The organism is Acinetobacter sp. NIPH 2100 (assembly GCF_000369805.1).
GTDB lineage: Bacteria > Pseudomonadota > Gammaproteobacteria > Pseudomonadales > Moraxellaceae > Acinetobacter.
Window position 1 is genome coordinate 3,139,954 of record NZ_KB850224.1, and the last position, 21,605, is coordinate 3,161,558.

The window sequence follows — 21,605 nt, forward strand, 5'->3', positions numbered from 1 at the left end:
TTATGTCTACATCATCAGATGCTCAGCAGACAACAGACTTAAATGCGCAAACGGTATCGCAAATTGCACACCTTGCCCGTTTATCTCTCAATGACACGCAATCTGCTGAATATGCTCAAAGTTTAAATAAAATCCTTGGCATGATGGAAAGCTTGAAAGGCATTAATACCGATGATGTTGAGCCTTTAAAGAGCCCATTTGACAACCCTCAACCGTTACGCGCTGACGTTGTGACTGAAAGCAACCATCGTGATGAATATCAAGCGGTCGCGCCTGCTACAGAAGCAGGTTTGTACCTCGTACCTCGCGTAATTGAATAAGATTTATTCAATTAGTCAATATTTTATATTTAGAATGTAAAGAAATTTTTCATATGACAGATTTACATCGCTTATCAATCCGTGAACTCTCTGAAGGCTTAAAAACGGCCCAATTTTCATCACGCGAATTGACTGAACATTATTTAAAGCGTATTGCCCACATTGACCCAAAAGTAAAAAGTTATGTAACAGTGACTGCAGAACAGGCCCTTGCTGAAGCAAATGCTGCCGATGCTGCACTGAAAGCAGGTCATGCACATGCGTTGGCGGGTATTCCACTTGCCCACAAGGATATTTTTTGTACCCAAGGCATTAAAACCACTGCTGGTTCAAAAATGCTGGATAACTTCATTTCTCCTTACGATGCAACCGTCGTTGCAAAAGCGAAAGCTGCGGGTCTCGTGACTTTAGGTAAGGTGAACATGGATGAATTCGCCATGGGTTCAACCTCTGAAAACTCGTATGTCGGTGCAACGTCTAACCCTTGGGCACTAGATCATGTTCCGGGTGGTTCATCTGGTGGTTCTGCAGCGGCTGTGGCGGCTGATCTTGCGCCAATCGCAACAGGCACGGATACAGGTGGCTCAATTCGTCAACCTGCTTCATTCTGTGGCTTAACAGGCTTAAAACCGACTTATGGTCGTGTGTCTCGCTTCGGTATGATTGCGTATGCATCATCACTGGATCAAGGCGGCCCAATGGCGCGCTCGGCGGAAGACTGCGCGTACTTGATGAATGTCATTGCAGGCCATGATGCCAAAGACTCTACTTCGATCAACAAAGAAGTCGATGACTACGTTGCAAACCTAAACGGCACAGCAGTGAAAGGCTTACGCATTGGTATTCCAAAACAGTACTTCAATGTCGCTGGTTTAGATGCAGATGTGAAAGCACGCGTTGAAGAGTCATTGAAAAAGCTTGAAGACATGGGTGCAACCTTGGTTGAGATTGATCTCAACATGACTGAAGCCTATGTACCAACTTACTACTTGATCGCACCTGCGGAAGCATCTTCGAACCTGTCACGTTTTGATGGCGTTCGTTATGGCTACCGTTGTGAAAATCCAGTGGACCTGATGGACTTATACAAACGTTCACGTTCAGAAGGTTTTGGTGCAGAAGTACAACGTCGTATCTTGATCGGGACCTATGCCCTTTCTGCTGGTTATTACGATGCTTACTACGTCAAAGCACAAAAAGTACGTCGTTTGATCCAACAAGATTTCTTGAAAGCATTTGAAAATGTTGACGTGATTGCTGCACCATCTGCGCCAACCACTGCCTACAAAATCGGTGCAAACCTCAGCCCGACTGAAATGTATTTAGGCGATATCTATACGCTTGCTGTGAACTTGGCAGGTCTACCCGCCATCAACGCACCTGTTGGTTTTGATAAAGACAGCCTGCCTGTAGGCTTACAGTTGATTGGTAACTACTGGTCAGAATCACAATTGCTTTCAATTGTGCATCAATATCAACAAAATACAGACTGGCATACCAAACGTGCGGCAATTGCTGAGGAGAATGCATAATGACTGAAGCTCAAAAGTTAAAGTTAATTGACGGTTGGGAAGTCGTTATCGGGATCGAGATCCACACACAGCTGGCGACCAAGTCTAAAATCTTCTCTGGTTCATCGACTGAATTTGGTCAAGACCCAAATACGCAAGCCAGCCTTGTTGACTTGGCCATGCCGGGTGTATTGCCTGTATTGAATGCGGAAGTGGTTGATCTTGCGATTCGCTTCGGTTTGGGTATCGATGCTTATATCGACCAAGCGTCTGTATTCGCGCGTAAAAACTATTTCTATCCAGATTCTCCAAAAGGCTACCAGATCAGCCAGATGGACAATCCTATTGTGGGCTTGGGTCATATCGACATCCAGCTTGAAGACGGCACTGTGAAGCGTATTGGCGTAACCCGTGCCCATCTTGAAGAAGATGCAGGTAAATCGATTCATGACCAGTTCGAAGGTATGTCGGGTATCGACTTAAACCGTGCGGGTACACCATTGCTTGAAATCGTATCTGAGCCAGATATGCGTTCAGTTGAAGAAGCGGTTGCCTATATCAAATCGATTCACACTTTAGTACGCTGGTTAGGTATTTCTGACGGTAACATGGCAGAAGGTTCATTCCGTGCTGACTGTAACGTGTCACTCCGTCGTCCGGGTCAACCCTTCGGTACGCGTTGCGAGTTGAAAAACCTCAACTCATTCCGTTTCATTGAACAAGCGATCAATGTTGAAATCGAACGCCAAATGGAAATTTTGGAATACGGCGGCACGATCGATCAGGAAACCCGTTTGTTTGATCCAAACAAGATGGAAACCCGTTCAATGCGTTCGAAAGAAGAAGCGAACGACTATCGCTACTTCCCAGATCCAGACTTGTTACCCGTGATCATTGCTGACGAGCAGATCGAAGCGGCACGCGCTGCCCTTCCAGAATTGCCTAAAGCGCGTCGTGCGCGTTTTATCGCTGACTTCGCTGTGACTGAGTACGATGCACATGTATTGACGCTGTCACGCGAAATGGCGGACTTCTACGAAGCGGTTGTGGCTGCTGCGGGCGGTGCGAAGCAAGGTAAAGTGTCTGCAAACTGGGTGATGGGTGAATTTTCAGGTGCTTTAAACAAAGCAGGCCTAGAATTGGCGGACTCTCCTGTTTCAGCTGCGCAATTAGGTGGCATGATTGCACGTATTGTCGACAATACCATTAACGGCAAAATTGCGAAGCAAGTGTTTGGATTTATGTGGGAAGCAGAAGGAAAATCTGCGGATGACATTATTGCTGAGAAAGGCTTGAAGCAAGAAACCGATACAGGTGCGATTGAAGCGATCATCAAAGACGTGCTTGCAGCCAATGAAAAAATGGTCGAAGAGTACAAGTCTGGTAAAGAAAAAGCCTTTAACGGCCTAGTTGGTCAAGTCATGAAAGCTGCAAAAGGTAAAGCCAACCCAGCTCAAGTGAATGAATTAATGAAAAAATTGATTGGTTAATACCATTTGATTTCAAATTAGAACCTGCTTTAGAGCGGGTTTTTTTATATTTGTAACTTATTGCGATCATCATCAATATAAGACATCGTAATATCAATTAAGCAATCAATTAAGTCTTCAAACGTAAAGCCTGTATTTTGAGATGAAAAGAAGTTCATCGTGAGCGCAACACTTGAGTTAATTAAAATATAAACCATCAATTTCAGATTTTTTATTCTCAAAACCTCTGGATGTTTTACCGCATATTCAATCGCTAAGGTATTGATGGCTTTGACTGCCTTCACATGGCTGGCTTCGGTACTATATTTACTAGAAACACTCACCCAATAAAAATATTTATTATCATCCTTCGCCAAAAAATCACCAATTTTCAAAAAAATTGATCTGATCGCGTCAGGGATTTGCATATCCTGAATCTCTGGAATGACTGCATAAATCACATTCGCCAACTCAGTAATGAAATGTTGCTGCATCTCGATAAACAGCGCCTCTTTGTTTTTGAAATACTCATAAAAACTTCCTGACCCAACCCCTGCAATCTCACAGACTTTCAGCACAGTTGTATGATCTAACCCGTTATTTTTTACTGATATGAATCCTGCATCAACTATAGAATTATAGGTATTTTTTGATCTACTTTGCTTTGGTTTTCTTATAGTTACCACTTTAAAATTCTCCTTATAAAATCCGTCTTTTTTCCGTATAAATTCATTGATAGATTATATCGATAAACTTTAAACCATTCAAATTATCATCAACCACTGAGGAAAAAGAAAATGAATATAGCGGCACAATCTCTACAAAAAATCGTTCGTCGTAATGTGATTATTCCTTTTGATAAAAGCAAAAAGTTTTCTTTTTACTATGAAGATAATCTCGTTGTTACCTCATTATTTGTGGTTCTTTCCGCCATGTTTCCACCTGGAGAAATGTTTTTTATCGAGAGTATTCGAAATGTCCGTGATCAAATTAAAGATGAAAAATTACTAGAAGATATCCGAAATTTTATTGCGCAAGAAGCATTTCATAGTCGGGAACATCAATCTCTAAATGAGCATCTTATTCATTCGGATTATCCAGAAGTTATAGAGATAGAAGCCAAGACCAAAGCAAGACTAGATGAGTTTCGGAAACTTCCTAAAGTTGAACAATTAGCCGCAACCGTGGTGATGGAACACTATACGGCAACGCTTGCACGATTATTATTAACTGATCCGTTAATTAAACAGAGAACGACGCAAGACAGTAGAAACCTATGGGAATGGCATGCGCTGGAAGAGTTAGAACATAAATCTGTGGCATTTGATGTATTGAATGCCATAGGTGGCAATACGGCTAAAAATAGAAGGATTGCACTCAGTAGGGTTACCAAACTTCTTTCTCCTGTACTTTTTCATTACTGGATTAAAATATTAAGACGGAGTGATATTCAGTTTTCGCTTCGAGAGCTCAAAGATGGTATATATCTAGGCTTTGGAGGAATTAATCGTGTAGGGATTATCACTAAAGCAATGGTTGAGATGTTGGATGTACGAGATAAAGATTTCAATCCCATACACATGCAAACTGAGCAGCTCGAAGCAGAATATCGAGAAAAATTGTTTGGTGAAAATGGTATTTTAAAAAGTGCGTTTAAAAGCTGATTGATTTTAGAGTTAGAAAATCCTTAACGGTCTTGCTAGACAAGTAATGAAAACATCTACGAGAAAGCCCTCTTTTTATAGCGGGTTTTCTTATTTTATAAGGTAAAATACCTGCACAATAATTTTTCAAATCAAACTAACATGATCGTTAAATTTATGAAAAAGAGATTATTTCTTAGCACTTGTTTACTTTTAATTAGCAATTCTAATTTTGCACAAACACCTCAAGTTCCTAAAACTGATACTGAGGCTATTTTTAAAGCAGCGGGCTTTTCAAAAACAAAATATGGTTGGGAAGGTAACTGCGATATAGGTGAAATCACTACATATAAAGACTTAAATGGTGATGGAAGAAAGGATGCGATTATTAAAGATAGTAGCTCAGTGTGTTATGGCCGAACTGGTGTAGGCTACTATATTGTTTCGCAACAACGAAATGGGAAATGGAAGCCATTATTTAGTAATTCTGGTATACCAGAACTTCTGAAAACGACAGGAAAAAATGGCTGGCCTGACATTGAAAATGGTGGCCCTGGTTTCTGCTTTGCAGTTTATCGTTGGGATGGTCAAGAATATAAAGTTCATCGTTATGAATATGAAGGTAAGGCTTGTGAGCTGTAACTGACAGAACTCCACTTAGATTGATGAAGAACTAAATAGCTAAATTCAATCAATAAGAAACCCGCTTCAAAGCGGGTTTTTTAAATCAAATTCAGCAATATGAAATCAATCACTGCCCTCTTAACACACCCAACTTATTCCAGATATCTGGGGTTAAAAAAGTCGTCACCAATTTATTCAAATCGATATAACGTAAGGTGCCTTGCAACTGCTGTCTGACCGCTGGATCTTTAACAATATCCTGACCTGCACTCTGACCTAACTGCTGAAAAGCCTCTCCAACCGCTTTCACACCTTCCGCCTGAATCACAGCCTTAGTCTGTGTCGAACACTGCTCTACAATCACACGCTGTAACACCTGTGCCAACTTCTGATCCAACTGGGTTTTCTGCTCAGGCGTGACATTACTAAAAGACTTTAAATCAGGATGCGCTGCCAAAGCAGTAAAGGTCCATTGCAAAACCGTAGTCTTATCCGCTGCGGTGGTCGCTTTTACCAAACAATCACTGAGTTGATCAACTGTTGGCCCTGCCATTGCCACTTGGGTCGTACCCAACACAGCCACAGCCATCAACACAGAACGACTCAAATGAGAAAATTTACCACGGGCAGAAGAATTAACACGAGACATAAGCACAGTTCCAAATTGCAATCTTTCCCTTTGTACCACGCTCTGTCTAGATCATCTGTTATGACGCTGTAAATTACGTAAGCCCACGCCCTTAAAGCTTTGGCAAAATGTAAAATGTCCCGCTAAAACAATCCTATATTCCTGAATGCACATTTATTCCATACCAGCATAATCCCATTCTTTTGGAATATTTGGCTGCTCGGGCGCTTTATTTAAATCAATATTCAGATTGCGACTACCTTCAAACGATTTCCCACCCGAATCTGATGCAGGTGAGACATCCAGACTATAGCGATAACGAAATTGCCAGACCATCGGCTTGATCGGATGAATATCCAGACTCAGACCATCTTCATCATGGCACTTACCTTTAGAACTTTCATAATCCTGTTCCGAGAAACAAGCTCGAATCATACGATTAAAGCTAAAAGGATAATTTTTAATAAAAGGACGTTCGTTGCCCGAATCCTCTAACTCATAAAAGCTGGCTCGTTCAATTCCAGCCCCACCACCTGAATACATCTCAGAAAACTGATCGATGATTGCAATCGCATAACGCTGTTGAGTGAGTGGAAAAAGCTTAGGAAATATATATTGCTTATGGCGACTATCGTCGCTTGCAACTGTCACAATACTCCATTTACCGATTAATTTAAGACCTGCAGATGTAGATTTAAATCTAGCAATATCATTACGGCTTGATAATATCCATAAATTTTGGTCTGAAGTTTTTAGGCTACGCGATTGCACACCTTGCTGACACAGCGCTTTCACTTGTTCACAGAGTTGTTTTTGTTCAGTTGAGCTCAATTGCCCCTTTTTAAATTCAAGAATCTGTAAAGGTGCAGCAAAAACAGATGTACTAAAACAGGCGGATGTCCCCACCAAAATCATTGTAGCCAGCGCAATCTTATTCTTCAGCATGATATTTCCTTAGGCTATTTTTATAGACTTACCGCATTATTTGACAATGGATTCAACTTGATCGAGCTCCCATACGCCACCCGCAGCAAGTCCTTTACACATCCCCGTCCACATATCTTTAGTATGTACAAACTTCTGTCCATCCCACACCCATTCATCACTCGACCAACAGTCACCAATGCCACGACCTTTTTGTGAACTACTGATAATGCCTGCATAAAACTCAGAAGCATGTTCAGTCACAAAGCTGGCTTTGTTTACGAGTGATTCATCCAAAACCCATGCACCATAACCTTCGTTATAGGCACCACGCCAACATAAGGTCATCGCCAACACTTTTTTATTGGTCAGTTTATACAACTCTATCGGTTGAGGCTTTGTTGCATCACCATCATAAATCCCCTCACAAAATCCCTCCTGTTTTGGGATAGGCTGTGCTGCCATCAAATTACTATATAACGCCGGATAGCGTTTATGATTCGGCTGCAAAGTTAAATATGGCTTATTTGGGGTTTTGATCTGTTTTACCGTAAATTTTGGCTGTGCCGTTAAGACATGTGATTCATCCGCTTTTCCCTTTTTAATCAATGCACCCACAGTCCCAATACGTTTTTGAAAATCATCCATTTTGAGCAATACAGCAGTCATGCCCAAATCGGATATTTGCCATTGCAATGTATTATTTTTAAAAATGATTTCAGTCTTTTTCTTGGACTGCTGCAATAAGGCGTTGACCTGCTGTCCGGACAAACGTCCCATCAATGGGAATTCAGTTCCCTCTACCGCAACTGGCCCAAAATCTTTACCATTGACATAGAAGTGAATATTTCTAAGTTTGGCTGCGGGAAAAGAAGGCTCTTCATAACGCGCCAGTGCAAATTCGACTTGAACAGGCTGTCGTGCGCCAGCCTGACGCGTTAACAGCAGAGAAGCAGGTTCATTACGATATTCTTCATTCTGATAACCCGCGGCACGGCAAGTCCCAGTGTTGCTACAATAAATTTCCCAATCTTGGTGAAAGAATGAAATCCCCTTGATGTCTTGGGCAAAAGCACTGGCACTTATCGCAAGCAAGCAACAGGCTGAAAGGATCTTGTTCATAAGACGTATTTCTCAATGCAATTTATTTATTATTCAGTCAAAATATTCTAAATCTTTTCAATTGATCTGGTTGTAGGTTCTTGTATTCAAGAATATGTTAATTTGAACTGAAACTCAAAACACTGAATTAAAATGAAAATAGCCCACTTACTCTCTATTATTTTACTGGCTGGCTCAACTGCAATGGCACATGCAGAGGTGCGTAATTTCACACCAGTTTTTCCCAAATTTTCAAATACAGCCCAAGAGCGAAAAGCCATAAATCAAATTTATGCACTTGGTGAAGTATCCTTTGCCAATGATGTCCGCGTTCCTTTTTATGGCGTCACCGCACTCAATCCTGCTGATGATGGTCTACTCAAAGACTTTAAAAGCTGTACCGCAAAAAGCTGTCATTTTGATTTCAAGCTTGCACCTAATCTGGCCAAGCAACTTAAATTATTTGCGCTTCCTGAAATTGGTCTGGTCCTTGTCCCTAAAGATTGGCGCGACGCGGAAGCAAGTGCTGGGGCAAATGGTACAGGTTCGGCTCTGTTAATGAGCCCAAATCAAAAACAAGCCATAGAATTATACGATTCATCCTTCTGTGTCGGTTGCGGCATGCCCAATGCCACGCTTTATTTTCCTAGCCTGTTAAAAGAAAGTGTTGAAAATGAATTTGGCGGCTATAAAGATTCGCAGAAATTAATCAATGTAGTGCATCCTTCGAAACAAGTGGCTTTCTTTAGTTATCAAATTCCTAACTTGAATAATAAAACCCATGGCGTCGCCAAATACCATGACGAGGACACATTCGATTTTAGAGAAATCATCGTAACTCTGGATAAATCACAACAGCACTTGCTTGGGCCGGTTTTAAACTTCTATCACTTTAGCCATTAGCAGCCAATAGCTTTCAAACCGCTTGACTGGCTTTGAGTAGAGTCAAGAAATGTTCAACCCGAATATTATTTTCTTTGGCTCGACAAATCGCATAAATCGGTGCGATACAGGGTTTCTTTGCTTCTAAAGGTCGATAGATAATCTGTTTATTCCAAAAGTCCTGAATCGAAGCAGGCACAATCGAAAGCCCAATCCCCGCAGCAATCAAATTCAGGCTGGAGGTTAAGCGTGGTGCTTCTTGTACGATATTGGGACTAAACCCCGCCTGATAGCAATTTGCCAAAATATTATCAAACAGATCTTGCCCAGCAATACGGCGATACAGCACAAACTCATAAGGCTCTAAATCGACTAAGCGGATTACCCCCTCTTTGTCCGTTAACGGATGATTGCTAGGTAATGCGACAATTAAAGGTTCATTCAAAACATGAATACTTTGTACTTGTGCATGGATTGGGGCGGGTTTACGTAAAAATACGATATCCAGTTTTTCATTGATCACCGCATCGGTTAAAGCCGTACTACTGTCCTCTTCCAAATGGATGGCAACAGCAGGAAACTTCTCTCGGAACTGACGCAATAATGCAGGAAGAAAGGGATGCAAACCTGCGGAGTTAGTAAAACCGATATTGATCTGTCCTTCCAAGCCTTGGGCAATGTTTTTAACCCGTTTCGGAATCGACTGTGCATGCGCCAAAATCGTGATCGCTTCTTGATATAAAGCTTTGCCTGCCTCGGTCACTTCCACACCTCGTGGCAGACGTTTGAGCAAAGCGGTATCTAGCTCCTCTTCCAAACTTTTAATCAATCGGGTCAGTGGAGGTTGTTGCATGTGTAACCGAACAGCTGCTTTAGAAATATTACTTTCTTCAACAACCGCAACAAATGCATTGAGCTTGTGAATATCAATCATACATACCTTAAAAGTATAGATAACAGCAAAAATAGCATTTGTGAATATACCACAAATCATCCATTCTATAGCTCACAAGGTTGAACAAAAGGTCGTCCAATGAAAGCCCAAGCCCTATCAATACAGAATGAGCCCCTCACCACTGCTCCTGATTGTAAGGCACTATTCACGGGATTTATGAAATTGGGATTGATGGGTTTTGGGGGTGTTTTACCCTTGGCACATCGCATCATCGTTGAAGAGCACAAATGGATTGATGAAGGTAAATTTACCGACTTACTTGGTGTCTGCCAATTATTACCGGGTGGAAACATCATCAATATGTCAGTTGCAATTGGTATGGAATTCCAAGGTGTAAAAGGTGCAATCAGTTCAGTGCTTGGTTTGATCTCCGCACCGACTGCAATCGTCCTGATCATCTACCAAGTCTACGAGTATTTTCAATACCTCCCCGCAGTCAAACATCTGATCCAAGGTCTAGCCGCAGCGGCAGCAGGCTTATTGTTTGCAACAGGATTTAAAATGCTCAGGCCCATTTTAAAAAGTTATTTGACCATTTTCACGATTGGATTGACCTTCGTGTTTATGATTTGGATCAAGCTACCGTTGGCACTGACTTTGGCTATTTTGCTCGCCATTAACATGTTGGTTTTAGGAGTGAAAAAATCATGATCCTACTCACCCTTGCCATTGTATTCACTCAACTTTCCCTACTGGCGTTTGGTGGCGGTAATGCCATTTTGCCTGAGATGCAGCATCAGGTGGTAACAGTACATCAATGGATGTCTGCGGAGCAATTTAGTTCACTGTTTGCGATGGCCCAAGCGGCACCTGGCCCCAATATGATGATTGTGCCTTTGGTTGGTTGGCATGTCGCAGGGCCAGCAGGATTATTGGTCACCTCACTGGCCAAGTTTGGGCCCTCTTCAATTATTACCATTTATGCACTTAAATTCTGGGAGCGTTTTAAAGCTAATCCGTTACGTGCTCGTTTTGAAAAAGCTTTGAAACCGATTACCGTGGGTTTGGTTCTGGTCAGTGCGTGGTTGATTGCCGATGCATCTGCACAAAACCTGTTACTGGTGATGATCGTGATTGTTACTGCAATCCTCGGCATGTTTAAAAAGATTCATCCGCTCTGGGTGATGGCTGCGGGTGCAGGACTTGGAATTGCCTTCCTTTAAGTCAGCAGCTATAAAAAACCTGCCCGATGCAGGTTTTTTTATTGCTAAAAATTGAACTACCAAATACTGACGCGCTGTTCAGGTGCCAAATACATTTTATCCCCTTCTTTGATTTTGAAGGCATCGTAGAACGGCGCTTGGTTGACTAAAGCACCATTGGCGCGAACTTTATCGGGTGCATGTGGATCTGTTTTTAAATACACAATCGCTTGAGCTTCACGGGTTTTGGCACGCCAAACTTGCGCCCAGCCCATATAGAAACGCTGCTCACCTGTTTGCCCATCAATCACGGGTGCGGGCTTGCCTGCTAAGGAAATTTGATAGGCTTTATAAGCAATCGATAGACCTGAGTTATCTGCAATATTTTCACCCAAAGTCAGTTCACCATTGACGTGATAACCTGCAATTGGTTCATAAGCATTGTACTGCGCCACCAAAGCCTGTGTTTTAGCTTTAAAGCGTTTGTGATCTTGTGTGGTCCACCAATTACGCATATTGCCCAATTCATCAAACTGGCTGCCCTGATCATCAAAGCCATGGCTAATCTCATGACCAATGACACTGCCAATTCCACCATAATTCACCGCATCATCAGCATCGATATTAAAAAATGGCGGTTGTAAAATCGCAGCAGGAAATACAATTTCATTTGAGGATGGATTGTAATAAGCATTCACGGTTTGAGGTGTCATAAACCACTCATCACGATCAACTGGCTTGCCTAACTTATCTAAATCATCTTGATGTTCAAACTCTCTGGCACGAATCACGTTGCCAATCAAATCACCCTCTTTAATATCCAGAGCTGAATAATCACGCCATTTCTTTGGATAACCCACTTTAATCGATAAGCTGGCTAATTTCTTTTTGGCCTGTACTTTGGTTTCAGGACTCATCCAATCCAGTTGACTAATACTTTGATCATAAGCCTGTATCAGATTCTGAACCAATGTATCCATGCGCTGTTTTTTATCTGCAGAAAAATGTTTTTCCACATAGATTTTGCCCAGACCATCACCCAATACTGCATTCACGGTTTGTACACCACGCTTCCAGCGAACTTCTTGCTCTGCGACATCACGTAAGGTTTTACCGTAAAATTCAAAACTCTCATCTACAAACGCTTTGTTTAAGAATGGTGAAAAATTACTGATCAAGTTCCATTTGAAATAGGCTTTCCAAACATTTAACGGTGTTTTATTCAAGACTGGATCAAACGCTTTGAAATAGCTGAGCTGGTGAACTTGAATCGTCTGAACTTTATCTTTTACACCCACAGTCGTTAGATAAGTATCCCAATCAAAGCGATGACTTAACTTAGTTAAGTCTTTGAGCGGATAAATATTGTAACGCTTAGATAAATCACGATTCTGAACATTGCTCCATTGGATTTTGGCCAATTCCGTTTCAAGCTTTAGAATGTCTTTTGCATGCTGAGCGGCTTGCTGATCACCTGCCAGTTGAAGCATTCGTTCAATATGCTTGAGATATTTGGCACGCGTTTCGACAAACTTTTTATCATCTTTTAAATAATAATCGCGATCTGGTAAACCGAGTCGGCGTTGCACTAAACCTGCAATCATCACATCAGAGCGTTTCATATCTTGATCGATACTGACATCAAATGGTGTTCTGACTCCAATACGCGAGAAATGCCCCATTAATTGAGCAAAATCTTGTTTCTTTTGAAGTGCATCAACCCGTGCCAACTCCTGTTGTAAAGGTTTGATGCCTTGCGCTTCAATCGCTTTTTCATCCATAAAGCTGGCATACAAACTTGCAACTTTTTGTTCGACCGTACCTGCGGCCCATTTCTGTGTAGCCAAATCGTCAACGATACGATGCAATTGATTGGTTGATAATTCATGCAACTCATTGAATGCACCCCAACTTGCTTTATCAGCAGGAATTTCCGTTTGTTTAAGCCAGGTTCCATTCACATAATCATAGAAATCCTGATGGGCACTTACACTTGGATCGATATATTGCTGGTCTATACCTGAGATTTTTTGAGTTGGAGAGGATTTAATTGCTTGGTCTGCCCATACATGTGCGGTACAAGCAGTCAGTGCAAGCGCTAATGCACTTTTGAGCAATGCAGGTTTCATGATTTATCCTATTTATTTAAGTTCTAAGCTATGCAAGAGAGAAATGAAAAAAGATCATTAATTTTATCAAGGGACTATAGTTAAAGCACACGCTCAAATAAAGTCATTTTCACAGAAATACATATGCAAACGTCACATAAGAAACAAATCCACTCAGCATATAGCCAATAAAAAAGCCTTCACATCAACTGAAGGCTGACTAAAATTAGGTCATTCAAACTAATCTAACGTTTTTTCAAATGTGCGAAGACGTTTATAAATTGATAGCAACTCAATAATCGTTGGCCATGAGGCAATAAGATATTGAAATGATTTTCTTACTTGTTGAAAAACATTCAGAATTTGCATCATGATCCCTAGAGTAATCGCGCCTGCTGCAATTGATGGTGCTAAAATAAAAAACCCATATAAATTATCCAATTGTAAATACCAAATCCGCACTAAATTAAAATAGGTATAGTGGAAATACAATTTAAAGTAGTTCAAACGTACCTTACTAAATAACTCTTTTAGCGTTAAAGGATCAGCTCGATCAGCATGGTCTTCACCATAAACTAACTCTTTACGATATGCAGCTTCAACCTTTTGATTATTAAACTCCAACCCTGGAAGCTTAGCACCAACTACCATTAAGACTACGGTTCCAAAAATTGCCCAACCTAGAGCAGCTATCATTAGTGTATGGGGAATTTCGCCAACTATAGGTAAAACTTTGACGTGAACTGAAAGCTGGATCAAAATCGGTAAAAAGGCGATTAAAGTCATAATCGCCTCAATCAAACTTACACCTAGCCCCTCTAAAGTCCCAGCAAATCGCATCGTATCTTCTTGAATACGCTGAGATGCACCTTCTATATGACGTAGTCGCTCCCAATACTGGGTATAATAATCATTCATTGCTGTACGCCAGCGAAAGATATAATGGCTAACAAAAAATAAATTCAATATAGCGATGGTGACATAGACCATGGCTATCAAAATAACAGTAAACATTCCACTATAAAGCTGCTTTAAATCACCACCACCACTCGAAACCATTTTCTGTATTAATGAATAAAAGGGGTTATACCAAGCATTCAATACGACATCGACTTGTACCGAAAACCAAACGTTAAACAAAATAAAAGCAGAGCCCCAGATTGACCAACGCTGCCATTTATTGTCTGAAAAGATACGCCAGAAACCAGCAAATAGAGCAGTTGCGGTAAAAAACCAAGTATAAAACCAAATAAAGGAAGGAGCCCAAAAGCGACTGACATCAATGGGTAATTCCGCATCAGCATAGCCTTTGGGAAAACCTAGATATTCACCCCAACTATGACCGCCTGTATACCAGAGCAGCATATTGAGTGCTAACCACACAAGCACTGAAATAAAAAATAGGCGTGGGTTCGGAAAGAATGACTTAAACATCGTGTTTAACAATCCTTGTCATGTTGCAATTAATCGAATAGGTCATCCTATGACCTAAAACTTAAAATTAACTGATAAAAAAGTTTTATGATTTGTAGTTATTTACCTGTTTTTCTCTCTTTTTAATAGCTTTTTGTTGATGATTTACAATTTGTTTTTGCCTGAATATCAGTTTAGTAAATGGACTCAATCAGTTAAGCCCATTCGAAGCTACCCTAGACTTATTGACGCGGTGATGCCGTACTCATTTTCAAGGCAATATCTTGCCGTTCCGTTGGCGATGAAAAAGTTTTACTTTGAATTGCCCATTGAATTTCAGCTAACTTTTCATTTGCAGCATCCGCACCTGCCTGCATGGTTAGCTCACGGCCTTTGACATCAAAGATATGCGCCTTCTCACGTAGGTCAGGTTGAATCACGATATCTGCATCCTTTAGCTCTTCTTCAGCCAAACGCCCTTGCATGATATTGATGTTTTGGTTGAATAATCCCCACACATTGCTCGTCTCGGTATGGATCGGCTGAGCCAAAATATCAACTGCAATAACCACATCTGCGCCAAGCTCACGTGCAACCTGAACAGGTACTGGACTGACTAAACCGCCATCGACATACTCAACATCCTGAATTTTGGTTGGTACAAACATACTTGGAATCGATGCAGAAGCACGCACTGCCTGCCCTGTATTACCGTAATTAAAGACTGTTCTGGTGCCATCTTTTAATTCAGTCGCGACCACATACATGGGAATTTTCATCTTTTCTAATGGCATGTTATGCACTTGTTGATTGATATAGTCCTCAACCTTTTTACCATCAAAAAAACCCTTTAGACTGACATTCACTTCGCGAACATCATTGGCTTTGAGTTTTAACGCAATATCGCGTAATTCGGCAGGACTTTTCCCACTGGCATAAATAGAACCAACAATACTGCCAGCACTGGTTCCAACAATAAAGTCAGGGCGAATGCCTTGTCGCTCCAATACTTCAATCACACCAATATGTGCATAGCCACGTGCACCGCCACTGCCCAATACCAATGCAATCACGGGACGTTTTTGCTGTTGTTTAATCGAACTAAACGGTTGGCTGACAGCTTGAGCTTGGGCATCTTCAACAACTGGAGTCAAATGAGATGTGGTTTGGCAACCTGCCAAAATCGTCATTGAAAGACCAAGCGTCCATAATTTAAGCTGTTTCATACGCAACAATTGCCATATTTACGATATTTCTTGAGCAAATTTTAGCGCTTGCCAAGTCTAAATGCTGTATCAATTTTTTGTATTTTTCATAAAAACTTCACAAAAAAGCTCCTCGAAAGGAGCTTTTTTAATATGACGAAACTTGAGTTAAATCGAATTACCAAATATCAGAGTCGACTCTTTTCTTCAACTCTGGATAGTTATCAATCTTAAACTCAGGCTCTTTAATCCCTTTCTTAAGCTGCGAGGTATAGTCTTTCAACAAAGTGCGCGCCATTGGTGTGAGCAGCAAGATTGCGATCAAGTTAATGGTTGCCATGATACCCATGAACAAGTCCGCCATTGACCAAACCAGTGGAACACTACCGATCGCACCGAAATACACCATCACCAACACAAAGATTCGGAAGATGAACATCACTTTCGGGTTGTTATTAATAAACTGCACATTACTTTCTGCATAAGCATAGTTGCCTAGAACAGCTGAGTAACAGAATAAGAATAACAAGATCGCAAGGAAGTCACCGCCCCAACTGCCTACTTGTGTCTCCAGTGCACGTTGGGTCAGTTCAACACCAACGAAGCCCGCATCATGGTACACACCTGATACCAAAATAATGATCGCTGTACTGGTACACACAATGAAGGTATCGACGAACACACCGAGCATTTGAACCAAACCTTGGTTCACTGGATGTTTTACATCTGATGCTGCCGCCGCATTCGGTGCAGAACCCATACCCGCTTCGTTTGAGAACAAACCACGCTTGATCCCTTGCATCATCGCCATCGAGATCATTGCACCGAAGAAACCACCCGCTGCCGCATTAAACTGGAATGCTTCAGTGAAAATAAGTTTAAAGATACCTGGTAGAAGTTCATAATTGCTGATTGCAATATACATTGCAACTGCAAGATAAAGACCTGCTTTTAACGGTACAAACATTTCTGCAAATTTAGCAATACGTTTAATACCACCAAAAATTGCCAAAGCAACCAAAACAACAAGTGCCAGACCGACCCATGAAATTTCTAGATCAACACCACCTAAGTGTGCAATCAGATTGGCTTTGTCCCAACCCCATGCATGTGAAGATGCATTGGCAATCGCATTGATCTGAACTGAGTTGAATACAAAGCCATAAGTAAAGATCAATGCAACGGCAAAGATTACACCAAAGGTCTTGCTACGTAAGCCTTGGGTAATATAGTAGGCTGGTCCACCCCGGAACTGCTTACTATTACTATCTCTAACCTTAAATAACTGCGCGAGTGATGACTCAATAAATGCTGAGCTCATCCCCAAGATCGCAGTAAACCACATCCAGAACACTGCACCCGGTCCACCAATCGCAATCGCGATCGCAACACCCGCAATGTTACCTACACCAACACGGCTTGCTAGCCCCGTTACAAATGCCTGAAATGGTGTAAGTCCATGTGAATCTTTCTCTTCACCTTTAGTACGGCTGCTCTTCATGACCTTGATACTGTGGAAGAACATTCTAATCTGTACAGCTTTGGTCGCAACAGTATAGAAAATACCTACAGCAAGCAGGAAAACAACGAGGAAGTCCCATAAAGGATCATTGAAAAAACTTACCCAAGCCATCAGGGTGTCATTTAATTTTTCATTCATCACTTATTCGCTTTTAAATATTTTATGTACATCCGTACATATACGATAACAATGGATGAATCAAAAAAGCCCCACTTGGGGCTTTTGATCCGACTTAGGCAAAGAATTTCAAAATTAATTGAATTACTGTTGCGTTAATTAAATCAACAAAGAACGCACCACAAAGCGGAACAATCAAGAATGCTTTATGAGATGGTCCATACATATTGGTAATCGCTTGCATGTTTGCAACTGCAGTTGGTGTTGCCCCCATACCAAAACCACAGTGCCCTGCTGCCAAGACTGCCGCATCGTAGTTTTTACCCATGACGCGGAAGGTCACGAATGCTGCATACAATGCCATAGTAATGGTTTGCGCACCTAAAATTACCACAAGTGGACCAGCTAAGTCTGCCAATTGCCATAATTTCAATGACAGCAATGCCATTGCTAAGTAAAGTGATAATGAAGCATTACCAAACACATCAATTGCGCGATCAAAAATATCAATTTTCAGCACGCTTTCTAAGATATTACGTAAAATCACACCACCGCCAAGTGCCCAAACAAATGTTGGCAACTCGAACCAAGTTCCTTTACTAAAACCAGTCATGAATTCTGCAAATGCGAGACATGCAGCAAACATACCCAAAGTCGTAATGGCATTATCCGCAGTGATTAAACGGACTTGATGTGGATTTTCAAATGGTGCTAACTCGTCAGGATGTTGATCTAAATGCGTATCGCGATCTTTGATCTCTGCTGGTGTATGTGCTTGAGACAGGCTATAGCGGTTAATCAACAATTTCGCCAATGGACCACCGATAATACCACCGATAATCAGACCAAAAGTTGCACTTGCCATACCTAAAGCTAAAGCACCTTGAATCCCATGCTGAGTTTCAAGAATCTCGCCCCATGCACCTGCGGTACCATGCCCACCCGTCAATGTGATTGAACCTGCAATCAAACCGACCAAAGGATCAATACCCAACAGCGTTGCAAGGCTTATACCCACAGCGTTCTGTACCACAATAAATGATGCGACACAGATCAAGAAGATCACTAACCCAATGCCACCTTCTTTGAGCTTCATAAAATTGGCACTCAAACCAATCGAAGCAAAGAAGATCAACATAAAACTGGTTTGTAATTCACTACTAAAAACAATGCTGTAACCCCAAAATGAGTGTACAAGTAGTGAAAGTACAGCTGCAACCAAACCACCTGCAACAGGTTCAGGAATGTTATAGCGTCTTAAGAAGTCAATTTTATTAACGAGCAAACGCCCTAATAACAAGACGATAACCGCCGAAATTAGGGTATAGAAACCATTAAAAGTAAATTCCATATCTTCTTTCCGTTTATTTTATTTGTTATGGCGATGATTGTTCACCACGCCATAACAGATAAAATAGTAACTCTCAAAATGAGTGAAAACTCAATCAACTTAATAAAAAGCATACAGTTCCAAGCAAGAACTCCAGTGATTATAAGCTATCAAGTTTTCATGGATGATTACACCTACAGGATAGATGGCTTAGAAGTTATAGCGAGCCATTGCCCCTACACGATTATCCTTCCCTTTTTGCCCATCAAAGGTTTTACGTTCGCCATAGATATACTCTAGACCAAACGTAATCGGTGTTACCGGCGAATACATGATATTCCACCAACCTTGTTGCAAGGTTTTATTCTGCGCAGTATCTTTTGCGACAATCGCCTGTTTTGCAAAGTCATTACTGTCATCAGCAAACATTGCGCCATAGGCTAATGTACTGCGTAGTTTCGGCGTGATTTGGTAAGTTGTACCCACTGTTAATGCATCAAATTCATTCAAATTTAAGCCAAAGTTATTTGGATTTACATTGTAAGCATTGTTGGTATACAACAAGAATTTGCTATCACCTTTGACATGCGAATAGTCAATCATGGCTTGTAATGCATCAGTGAATTTATATTTTGCACCGACTGCGACACCCCAACCCAATTCAGAGTCACCCGCATTGAGACGGTTATTATCTTTGTCATAAGTCGCTTTACTACGCGCCTCGGTCAGTAAGGCACGTGCAGACGTGGTCCCTTGACCTTCAGCAAAATCATATTTCAATTTTGACGTTAATGCGGGCGCACGATTGTCATCATTGCCTTTTTCTAAAGCAATCGCATAACTTGTATCTGGATTAAACTTGCCGCTGTAACGAACCATTGGCGTACGATAAGTACCAATTCCCAATGGCGAGTTAAAATCAAGCATCTCTGGCTGTAAATCTGTTGCCAAGAAGGTTGAAGTTGTTTGACCAAATAGCCAATCATTCAAGGTTAAATAAGCATGGCGAATACGAATGGTGTCATTGCTGGTACCGCCACGGAAATCGACTTCGAGTTTTCCGCCAACATTTGCGCCTTCAACAGGTGCTTTGAAATCAAGACCTAAACGCGTTACTGTTGCCGTGCTATAGAAACGGTCACTGTTCTTTTCAGCGCCTTCTAGATCGACTTTATTGATACGGTTAAAGATTCCGTCTCCACCTTTGGCTTGGTAAGAGGCATCGCCACGTAAGAAACCATGCAATTTCACTTCTGCGCCAGAAGCTGTATTAAATACCAATTGTGATTTTTTAGGTACTTCAGATACCACCGAGACATTCGCTGGGTGATCAGGATGGGTTTCTGCTAGATTGGAATGCTGTTGCGTTTGAGCAATGCTATTTTGTTGTTTTGCTTGGGGAACATATTGCTGTAATAGTGCTCTTAATTCCTTCACTTCATCACGAAGTTGTTGAATCTGTTCTTGCTCGCTAGCAGCGTGTGTACTGTTCATCATTAAGGCTGCAACAGTGATTGCTAAACCTTGCATTACGAACGGCTTACGGATGAGAGATAAACTCATGAGAAGCTCCTTGTATATGGTGTATATTTCAACATTTCCCACAGACATAAATTGGATAAATTCAAGATGTCTGCAAATAGAAAATCCCCTCACCTGATCAGTAAGGAAGGCCTAATCAATATTTTAAAAAGGGCGTATTATGCATAAATTTCGGATATTGTGTGTACTTTTTATTTAAGGAGTTTTTGGCATTTGACTTAAAATCATAAAATAATTTTTCGATTTCATTATGTTACTATTAGTTTTCTTTTTCACACAAACTTAACAAAACATAAAAAAGCCACAACAACTTTGCTTAATTTATTTATTTTAATGGCCATTTTTTAAACAAAATCAGATCAATAAACGAAAAGTCCTCATCAAATATAACAGATTGCTTTATAGTCTTGCTCAGATGACAAGATCAAATGATAAGGAATTTTTATGAACACGGAACAAGTCCGCCATGTAGATGAAGCCATCACATCTCGCCACTCCGTACGTGCTTTTTTAGATACCTCGGTAGAAGCACAAACCATTAAAGATATTTTATCCGTGGCGAGTCGTGCACCTTCTGGCACCAATGTACAGCCATGGAAAGTCTATGTGGTTACAGGGCAAAAACGTGCAGAAATGATTAACCGTGTTTGTGCAGCTCAAATTGAACTTTTTCAAAAGCCTGAGCTTGCAGCACAGTATCCAGAAACTTTTGCGTACTATCCAGAAACTTGGATTTCGCCTTTTATTGATCGTCGTCGTGCCAACGGTTGGGGACTATATGGTTTACTAGGTATCCAGAAAGGCGAAAAAGAAAAAATGGCAGCACAGCAACTGCGCAATTTTCAATTGTTTGATGCACCTGTTGCGTTGTATTTCACGGTGAATAAAATCATGGGCATTGGTTCGAAAATGGACATTTCCATGATGATCCAAAATGTCATGGTTGCTGCCAAAGCACGTGGATTAGACACCTGTCCTCAAGCAGCGTGGAATCATTTCCATCCAATCGTCTTAGATATCCTAGGTGCGCCTGAGGATGAAGAGTTAGTCTGTGCAGTGGCTTTGGGTTATGCAGACCCTGAGCATATTGTAAATACCTTCATTACGCCCCGCGAACCCGTAGAAAACTTTACGGTGTTTCTCGATTAAGCTGCTAACTCAAGCAGTTT

Annotated in this window: 20 protein-coding genes; 9 read left to right on the top strand and 11 right to left on the bottom strand. The window is 41.2% G+C overall.

The genetic code is table 11. The features are described 5' to 3' along the window. The first annotated feature begins 2 nt into the window (after positions 1-2). Genes gatC through gatB form a run of 3 tightly spaced genes read left to right on the top strand, consistent with a single transcriptional unit; the run spans position 3 to position 3,321 of the window. Positions 3-320 (top strand): Asp-tRNA(Asn)/Glu-tRNA(Gln) amidotransferase subunit GatC, encoded by a 318-nt coding sequence (gatC, locus tag F887_RS03600; protein ID WP_004652310.1) that lies wholly within the window; start codon positions 3-5, stop codon positions 318-320. Between the two features lie 53 nt (positions 321-373). Then, positions 374-1,852, top strand: coding sequence for an Asp-tRNA(Asn)/Glu-tRNA(Gln) amidotransferase subunit GatA (gene gatA, locus F887_RS03595; RefSeq protein WP_005296515.1), 1,479 nt, complete (start codon positions 374-376; stop codon positions 1,850-1,852). Further along, positions 1,852-3,321 (top strand): Asp-tRNA(Asn)/Glu-tRNA(Gln) amidotransferase subunit GatB, encoded by a 1,470-nt coding sequence (gatB, locus tag F887_RS03590; RefSeq protein WP_005296517.1) that lies wholly within the window; start codon positions 1,852-1,854, stop codon positions 3,319-3,321. Before gatA ends, gatB begins: the two co-directional genes overlap by 1 nt. Before the next feature lie 44 nt (positions 3,322-3,365). Here the strand turns inward: gatB and F887_RS03585 are convergent, their stop codons facing one another. Continuing rightward, positions 3,366-3,986 (bottom strand): TetR/AcrR family transcriptional regulator, encoded by a 621-nt coding sequence (locus F887_RS03585; protein WP_005296519.1) that lies wholly within the window; start codon positions 3,984-3,986, stop codon positions 3,366-3,368. Between the two features lie 111 nt (positions 3,987-4,097). Here F887_RS03585 and F887_RS03580 point away from each other — a divergent pair, with 111 nt between their 5' ends. Both F887_RS03580 and F887_RS03575 read left to right on the top strand, forming a co-directional pair. Further along, a complete protein-coding gene (locus F887_RS03580) occupies positions 4,098-4,964 on the top strand; it encodes a metal-dependent hydrolase (protein ID WP_005296521.1) in 867 nt (288 codons plus the stop codon). Between the two features lie 141 nt (positions 4,965-5,105). Then, positions 5,106-5,585 (top strand): hypothetical protein, encoded by a 480-nt coding sequence (locus tag F887_RS03575; protein WP_005296524.1) that lies wholly within the window; start codon positions 5,106-5,108, stop codon positions 5,583-5,585. A 109-nt stretch (positions 5,586-5,694) separates the two neighbouring features. On the opposite strand, the gene F887_RS03570 is transcribed toward F887_RS03575, so the two are convergent. The 3 genes from F887_RS03570 to F887_RS03560 form a co-directional block, all read right to left on the bottom strand. Beyond that, positions 5,695-6,216: a hypothetical protein gene (locus F887_RS03570; protein WP_005296526.1), complete on the bottom strand. Its 522-nt coding sequence runs from the start codon at positions 6,214-6,216 to the stop codon at positions 5,695-5,697. 153 nt (positions 6,217-6,369) lie between these two features. After that, positions 6,370-7,140: a hypothetical protein gene (locus tag F887_RS03565; protein ID WP_005296529.1), complete on the bottom strand. Its 771-nt coding sequence runs from the start codon at positions 7,138-7,140 to the stop codon at positions 6,370-6,372. Between the two features lie 36 nt (positions 7,141-7,176). Further along, the gene (locus tag F887_RS03560) at positions 7,177-8,241 is read right to left on the bottom strand and encodes a DUF1176 domain-containing protein (RefSeq protein WP_005296531.1); all 1,065 of its coding nucleotides are present in this window, start codon (positions 8,239-8,241) and stop codon (positions 7,177-7,179) included. A 132-nt stretch (positions 8,242-8,373) separates the two neighbouring features. Here F887_RS03560 and F887_RS03555 point away from each other — a divergent pair, with 132 nt between their 5' ends. After that, entirely contained in the window at positions 8,374-9,123 is a 750-nt protein-coding gene (locus F887_RS03555; protein WP_005296534.1) for a DUF4850 domain-containing protein, read from the top strand. A gap of 13 nt (positions 9,124-9,136) precedes the next feature. Here F887_RS03555 and F887_RS03550 read toward each other — a convergent pair whose 3' ends face one another. Further along, complete coding sequence (locus F887_RS03550) at positions 9,137-10,036, bottom strand: LysR family transcriptional regulator (RefSeq protein WP_005296537.1); 900 nt, start codon at positions 10,034-10,036, stop codon at positions 9,137-9,139. Positions 10,037-10,135: 99 nt separating this feature from the next. Between F887_RS03550 and F887_RS03545 the strand changes: the two genes are divergently transcribed. Next, positions 10,136-10,708 (top strand): chromate transporter, encoded by a 573-nt coding sequence (locus F887_RS03545; RefSeq protein ID WP_005296539.1) that lies wholly within the window; start codon positions 10,136-10,138, stop codon positions 10,706-10,708. Next, positions 10,705-11,220 (top strand): chromate transporter, encoded by a 516-nt coding sequence (locus F887_RS03540; RefSeq protein WP_005296540.1) that lies wholly within the window; start codon positions 10,705-10,707, stop codon positions 11,218-11,220. The genes F887_RS03545 and F887_RS03540 overlap by 4 nt, the downstream gene beginning before the upstream one ends. Before the next feature lie 56 nt (positions 11,221-11,276). Here the strand turns inward: F887_RS03540 and F887_RS03535 are convergent, their stop codons facing one another. The 6 genes from F887_RS03535 to F887_RS03510 form a co-directional block, all read right to left on the bottom strand. Then, entirely contained in the window at positions 11,277-13,328 is a 2,052-nt protein-coding gene (locus F887_RS03535) for a M13 family metallopeptidase (protein ID WP_005296542.1), read from the bottom strand. Positions 13,329-13,547: 219 nt separating this feature from the next. Beyond that, a complete protein-coding gene (sbmA, locus tag F887_RS03530) occupies positions 13,548-14,741 on the bottom strand; it encodes a peptide antibiotic transporter SbmA (RefSeq protein ID WP_005296544.1) in 1,194 nt (397 codons plus the stop codon). A 221-nt stretch (positions 14,742-14,962) separates the two neighbouring features. Next, complete coding sequence (locus F887_RS03525) at positions 14,963-15,946, bottom strand: patatin-like phospholipase family protein (RefSeq protein ID WP_005296545.1); 984 nt, start codon at positions 15,944-15,946, stop codon at positions 14,963-14,965. A gap of 157 nt (positions 15,947-16,103) precedes the next feature. Next, positions 16,104-17,585, bottom strand: a complete 1,482-nt coding sequence (locus F887_RS03520) for an alanine/glycine:cation symporter family protein (RefSeq protein WP_005296547.1) — start codon at positions 17,583-17,585, stop codon at positions 16,104-16,106. Positions 17,586-17,679: 94 nt separating this feature from the next. Next, positions 17,680-18,915, bottom strand: coding sequence for a sodium/glutamate symporter (gene gltS, locus F887_RS03515; protein ID WP_005296549.1), 1,236 nt, complete (start codon positions 18,913-18,915; stop codon positions 17,680-17,682). 189 nt (positions 18,916-19,104) lie between these two features. Next, positions 19,105-20,457, bottom strand: a complete 1,353-nt coding sequence (locus F887_RS03510) for a DcaP family trimeric outer membrane transporter (RefSeq protein ID WP_005296551.1) — start codon at positions 20,455-20,457, stop codon at positions 19,105-19,107. Between the two features lie 423 nt (positions 20,458-20,880). On the opposite strand from F887_RS03510, the gene F887_RS03505 reads away from it, so the two are divergent. Beyond that, positions 20,881-21,585 carry a nitroreductase gene (locus F887_RS03505; protein WP_005296553.1) on the top strand — a complete coding sequence of 235 codons (705 nt, stop codon included), beginning with the start codon at positions 20,881-20,883 and terminating at the stop codon, positions 21,583-21,585. The last annotated feature ends 20 nt before the right edge of the window (positions 21,586-21,605 follow it).

Coding starts and splice junctions, on each gene's coding strand:
- gatC (WP_004652310.1), top strand. CDS start 3: ATGTCTACATCATCAGATGCTCAGCAGACAACAGACTTAAATGCGCAA.
- gatA (WP_005296515.1), top strand. CDS start 374: ATGACAGATTTACATCGCTTATCAATCCGTGAACTCTCTGAAGGCTTA.
- gatB (WP_005296517.1), top strand. CDS start 1,852: ATGACTGAAGCTCAAAAGTTAAAGTTAATTGACGGTTGGGAAGTCGTT.
- F887_RS03580 (WP_005296521.1), top strand. CDS start 4,098: ATGAATATAGCGGCACAATCTCTACAAAAAATCGTTCGTCGTAATGTG.
- F887_RS03575 (WP_005296524.1), top strand. CDS start 5,106: ATGATCGTTAAATTTATGAAAAAGAGATTATTTCTTAGCACTTGTTTA.
- F887_RS03570 (WP_005296526.1), bottom strand. CDS start 6,216: ATGTCTCGTGTTAATTCTTCTGCCCGTGGTAAATTTTCTCATTTGAGT.
- F887_RS03565 (WP_005296529.1), bottom strand. CDS start 7,140: ATGCTGAAGAATAAGATTGCGCTGGCTACAATGATTTTGGTGGGGACA.
- F887_RS03560 (WP_005296531.1), bottom strand. CDS start 8,241: ATGAACAAGATCCTTTCAGCCTGTTGCTTGCTTGCGATAAGTGCCAGT.
- F887_RS03555 (WP_005296534.1), top strand. CDS start 8,374: ATGAAAATAGCCCACTTACTCTCTATTATTTTACTGGCTGGCTCAACT.
- F887_RS03550 (WP_005296537.1), bottom strand. CDS start 10,036: ATGATTGATATTCACAAGCTCAATGCATTTGTTGCGGTTGTTGAAGAA.
- F887_RS03545 (WP_005296539.1), top strand. CDS start 10,136: ATGAAAGCCCAAGCCCTATCAATACAGAATGAGCCCCTCACCACTGCT.
- F887_RS03540 (WP_005296540.1), top strand. CDS start 10,705: ATGATCCTACTCACCCTTGCCATTGTATTCACTCAACTTTCCCTACTG.
- F887_RS03535 (WP_005296542.1), bottom strand. CDS start 13,328: ATGAAACCTGCATTGCTCAAAAGTGCATTAGCGCTTGCACTGACTGCT.
- sbmA (WP_005296544.1), bottom strand. CDS start 14,741: ATGTTTAAGTCATTCTTTCCGAACCCACGCCTATTTTTTATTTCAGTG.
- F887_RS03525 (WP_005296545.1), bottom strand. CDS start 15,946: ATGAAACAGCTTAAATTATGGACGCTTGGTCTTTCAATGACGATTTTG.
- F887_RS03520 (WP_005296547.1), bottom strand. CDS start 17,585: ATGAATGAAAAATTAAATGACACCCTGATGGCTTGGGTAAGTTTTTTC.
- gltS (WP_005296549.1), bottom strand. CDS start 18,915: ATGGAATTTACTTTTAATGGTTTCTATACCCTAATTTCGGCGGTTATC.
- F887_RS03510 (WP_005296551.1), bottom strand. CDS start 20,457: ATGAGTTTATCTCTCATCCGTAAGCCGTTCGTAATGCAAGGTTTAGCA.
- F887_RS03505 (WP_005296553.1), top strand. CDS start 20,881: ATGAACACGGAACAAGTCCGCCATGTAGATGAAGCCATCACATCTCGC.